This is a genomic window from Novosphingobium bradum, assembly GCF_042646485.1.
GTDB lineage: Bacteria > Pseudomonadota > Alphaproteobacteria > Sphingomonadales > Sphingomonadaceae > Novosphingobium > Novosphingobium bradum.
The window spans coordinates 364,286-364,631 of record NZ_JBHRTQ010000010.1 but is presented as its reverse complement, the minus strand read 5'-3'; the positions used below and the strand labels follow the sequence as shown (position 1 = coordinate 364,631).

Sequence of the window (346 nt, the reverse complement as noted above, 5' to 3'; positions counted from 1 at the left end):
AGGCGTTGTCGATCGCATAGGTCCAGCCGATGCTGCCGTCCTGCTCGTAATCGCCTTCGGTGACGCTGGCGTCGAGCGCGAAGGTACCGTGGGCCGTGCCGCCGGTGCGGGTGAAGCTGGCGGTGTGCAGGTCCTGGTAATCGACGTCGTGGAAGGCGATCACCCCGCTGTCGGTCAGCGTGGCCGGACCGCTATCCTCGGTCACCGCGCCGGTGACATCCGTGGTGGCCTGGACGGTCGCCCCGGCATTGGTCGAGGCGACGATCTCCGGCGCGTCGTTGGTGCCGGTGACGGTGATCGTGATGTCCCGGGTGACGCTGGCGCCATGTTCGTCCGTCACGGTGAC

The 346-nt window shown here is 67.9% G+C and carries 1 protein-coding gene; it reads right to left on the bottom strand.

All coding sequences use genetic code 11. The features are described 5' to 3' along the window. Positions 1–346 (bottom strand): hypothetical protein (locus tag ACFOD9_RS13085; RefSeq protein WP_379510559.1); only part of this gene is annotated, 346 nt, incomplete at both ends.